At 38.0% G+C, this 3,444-nt stretch carries 3 protein-coding genes; 2 read left to right on the top strand and 1 reads right to left on the bottom strand.

The genetic code is table 11. The features are described from left to right. Nucleotides 1-824: 824 nt before the first annotated feature. Complete coding sequence (locus MW688_RS05850) at nucleotides 825-1,037, top strand: ssl0294 family protein (protein WP_486734998.1); 213 nt, start codon at nucleotides 825-827, stop codon at nucleotides 1,035-1,037. Between the two features lie 437 nt (nucleotides 1,038-1,474). Further along, nucleotides 1,475-2,866 (top strand): carotenoid oxygenase family protein, encoded by a 1,392-nt coding sequence (locus MW688_RS05845; protein ID WP_486734997.1) that lies wholly within the window; start codon nucleotides 1,475-1,477, stop codon nucleotides 2,864-2,866. Nucleotides 2,867-3,237: 371 nt separating this feature from the next. Here the strand turns inward: MW688_RS05845 and MW688_RS05840 are convergent. Further along, nucleotides 3,238-3,444: hypothetical protein (locus tag MW688_RS05840; protein WP_486734995.1), on the bottom strand; the 207-nt coding region annotated here is incomplete at its 5' end.

Below are 3,444 nucleotides of genomic sequence, written 5' to 3'. Positions count from 1 at the left end.
AATGAACTTTTTCTGAGGTTAATTTAGTACATAAGTTCTGGTGCAAGATATGAGGTTAGGCTAAAGAGTGGGTTTCACGACTTTTATAGCAATGAGCCAATAGATGTTGACAAAAATGATGAAAAGCCCCCCTTAGTACCTATCCTTTATAAGCAACTCACCAAACCCTTGTATAGCAGGGAGCACCGGAGCAGGGAGAGGGGATTTTTTGCTAATAATAAATCTCGGATTTATTTTTCTTTTAAAAAACATAGTAAAAAGCCTACCGTTTAAACGTTACATTTTGAAATAAAAAAATGAATGAAACAGCCCTGGGCTCCTTACAGGGCTGTTTCATTCTCTCTGGTCAAAATCAGGCGATCGCTGACTATAATCTTTTCTTCTCAAGTATTCTACATTTTTTTCTTAATAATAATTCCCTTATTTATTTTTCAGAAGAAAAAACAGTTCAAAGTCTTACTATCAAATGCTTACAACTTTAGTAAATTTTTAGAATGAAACAGCCCTGGGGCTCCTTAGTCAAGCTATGCTTTATAAACATCTTTCTTAACATAAAACTTGACAAAAACACCAACTTGTGTATCAGTGCTTTTTGAGATTTTGTCTAAGAAATTAATGTATAGTAATATACATTTTATCCACAACTTAAGTAATTTTACTTAAAACCCCTCTCCCTGCTCCGGTGCTCCGGTGCTCCCTGCTTTCTCAAAATAAATATGTTTGATTCAAAACCTACGCAGTATTGGGATTGGTAGATGATAGCCTCAACTATCAACATAAGTTAAACTAAAAATGATATCTTTAACTTATTTGTACCTATCGATATGTTTTTACAAGAACTCAATCCTTTGTTCCAAGAATTAGTAAACCAACCATTAGCCTTTGTTAATGGGTTTGTTGCAGGAGCTTTACGTCTCAATCTTAATGATGATCCTTTGAAAACTTGGTTAGAACAACAAGGTTTTAATCCTAATAGTTATGGTGGTTCTAACAAAAATGATAATGGCAGTAAACCTCAATCTATTTCTATAGATTAATCCCAAAAGTATGTATGTAATTTAAATATTTTGCATACATACTCTATTATAAGTGAACTTTCCTGCTCTCTTGGGGCAGGGCTGTTTTATTCTAAAATTTTGTCGTAAGCTAGAAGCTAGACACAACAAAAGTTGTCGCTCTTTTTAGCTATTTTTAGAAAAAAGGGGATTTATTATTAGCAAAAAATCCCCTCTCCCTGCTCCGGTGCTCCCTGCTCCCTGCTTTTCCTCACCATTTTCTTTGTCAAGAACAAAACAGCCCTGGCTCTCTTGGGGTTATGGGGAAAATTGTGATTATTGCGCTGGAAACCGACGCTATCACGCTCCGCAATTGAAGAATGGAGAATGGAGAATTCCTGTGAGTTTTGTTTCAAATAAACTTTTATGAAGAGAAAATGTTAAGTTAAAAATATAGTTTACTAAACTTAACATATAAAATGACACAATCAGCTAGTAAAGAATTAAGTAATCCATTTTTAACAGATAATTTTGCTCCTGTCAAGGAAGAAACCACAGTAGAAAACCTCCCAGTTATTGGGAAAATCCCCGATAACTTAAATGGTTCTTTTGTCCGTAATGGTCCTAATCCACAGCATGACCCTATTGGTCAATATCATTGGTTTGACGGAGACGGTATGTTGCACCAAGTAGAAATTAAACAGGGTAAAGGGACATATCGCAACCGCTACGTAAAAACCCCTGGGTTTTTAGAAGAAAAAGAAGCAAACAAAGCTATTTATACAGGTTTATTAGAACCAGCTAGGGATGGTTATAAATCTGGTAAAAACGTTTCTAACACAGCTTTGGCATGGCATAGTAATAAATTGTTGTCTTTGTGGGAAGGAGGAGAACCCTATTACATTGAGTTACCAACCCTAGAAACTATTGGTAAAGAAACCTTTAATCAAAAGTTAAATACATCATTTACCGCACACCCTAAAGTAGATCCCATCACGGGTGAAATGATGTTTATTAGCTACAATATGGTTCAGCCACCCTTTTTGCGCTACGGTATTGTTGACAGTGACGGAGAAATCAAGCATTTTATTCCTATTGATTTACCAGTAGGTGTAATGATGCACGATTTTGCAGTTACTGAAAATTATACTATCTTTTTAAATCTACCCTATACTTTTCGTCCTGAACGTATGGCTAAGGGAGAATCACCTTTAGCATTTGAAGCCAATACACCAAGTTCTTTTGGAATTTTACCTCGTCACGGAAAACCTGAAGATATTATTTGGTTTACAGCAGATCCCTGTTATATGTTTCATACTCTCAATGCCTATGAATCAGGCGATGAGATTGTTCTGTTAGGTTGTCGTATGGCTAAAACCGAGGTTTTATCTTCAACAGATGATTCAGAATCATCTTTTGGGGATAGTTTACCATTCTTAACTAAATGGCAATTTAATCGTAAAACTAAACAGGTAAAAGAAGAAAGAGTAGATCAAAGACCTTCAGAATTTCCTCGGGTTAATGAGCTGTATTTGGGACGTAAAACCCGTTATGGATATGCTGGTGCTATGGCCCCTCAACCGCTACCTTTGTTTGATGGTGTAATTAAATATGATTTCGAGAGCGGCGAATCTTGGGAATATAAATACGGTGAAGGACGTTATGGTGGTGAAGTGGTTTTTGCTCCCAATCCCGAAGGTAATACTGAAGATGATGGCTGGTTAATGACCTACGTTTATGACCAATCTACCCAGAAGTCAGAATTAATCATTATTGACGCTCAAGATTTAAGGGCAGAATCCATAGTAAGAGTTGAACTACCCTGTAGAGTTCCTTACGGATTTCACGGCACTTGGATAGAAGCTAAATAGGGTAAGGGTGAAAAAGTAAGTTTTTGATGCGGTGGTAGGCTTTGAGGTAACAAACATTTGATGCTAATTAAGTAATCAAAAACAAAAATGAACTTTTTTGAGCGCAAGCCTGAAGGGGCGCAAGCTGAAGGGGCGCAAGCCTTGCGCCCCTACAACGGGAAATGGATCAAATTTCACCACAACGAAAACCACGCTCATTATCATCTTTCTGACGGTGATACGCGCATCCAGTTATTACTCAGATCTTGCATCTTTACCCAAAGTTACTTGTGGTGGATGAATAATGAGTAATGAGTAATGAGTTTTGAAGTAATGAGTAATGAGTTTTGAAGTCTTGAAGTTTTGAAGTACTATCAAGTCCGTTTAATCAGTTATATTATGAGATAATTGATGCAAATACTTAAAAACCATCTTTCTCCCCCTCTCCCCCTCTCCCCCTCTCTCCCTCTCCCCCTCTCTCCCTGCTCCGAAAGCTCCCTGCTCCCTGCTCCGAAAGCTCCCTGCTCCCTGCTCCCTGCTCCGGTGCTCTCCCTCTCCCCCTCTCTCCCTGCTCCGAAAGCTCCCTGCTCCCTGCTCCG

The sequence above is a fragment of the Johannesbaptistia floridana genome, from assembly GCF_057440575.1.
Note: the sequence above shows the minus strand (reverse complement) of the source record. Positions and strands in the feature narration are given on the sequence as shown.